2 tRNA genes and 1 rRNA gene are annotated in these 547 nt (G+C 54.7%); all 3 read right to left on the bottom strand.

From position 1 onward, the window contains the following. Positions 1–182: 182 nt before the first annotated feature. Positions 183–258: transfer RNA gene (locus tag HMJ39_RS18755), tRNA-Ala, on the bottom strand. A gap of 71 nt (positions 259–329) precedes the next feature. Further along, positions 330–406: transfer RNA gene (locus HMJ39_RS18760), tRNA-Ile, on the bottom strand. A 77-nt stretch (positions 407–483) separates the two neighbouring features. Beyond that, positions 484–547, bottom strand: a 16S ribosomal RNA gene (locus HMJ39_RS18765); the annotation flags it as partial.

Raw genomic sequence — 547 nt, forward strand, 5'->3', positions numbered from 1 at the left:
AGACACAAGTGTCAGATAAACTTCTAACGCTTGTATTCCATTGGAATACTTGGACTTCTCATTTCCCAAATTGTTAAAGAGCATGCCAACCCGGTAACGGGCAGCGCTGACTGAAAGTCAGAAGCAAACAGTCGACGAACAACCATTTGATTATGACTTCCCCGGTCAACGGACCTGGAAGATGGTGGAGCCGAGGAGGATCGAACTCCTGACCTCCTGCGTGCAAGGCAGGCGCTCTCCCAGCTGAGCTACGGCCCCAAAACCGTTACTGTTCATGGAACAGAACTCCCGCCGGCGAACCGCTAGGTGAGCCGACGCGAGCCGTGTTCTGGTGGGTCTGGGCCGATTTGAACGGCCGACCTCACCCTTATCAGGGGTGCGCTCTAACCAGCTGAGCTACAGACCCAAAAACAGCGCTTTGGCATCTTTAACCGTTCAGACAAGCAAACGTGTGGGTCCCTGCTCGGGAGGGGTCTAGGTCGTTAAGGAGGTGATCCAGCCGCAGGTTCCCCTACGGCTACCTTGTTACGACTTCACCCCAGTCATG

Origin of the sequence: Alloalcanivorax profundimaris (assembly GCF_015265435.1) — a bacterium.
Classification (GTDB): Bacteria; Pseudomonadota; Gammaproteobacteria; order Pseudomonadales; family Alcanivoracaceae; genus Alloalcanivorax; species Alloalcanivorax profundimaris.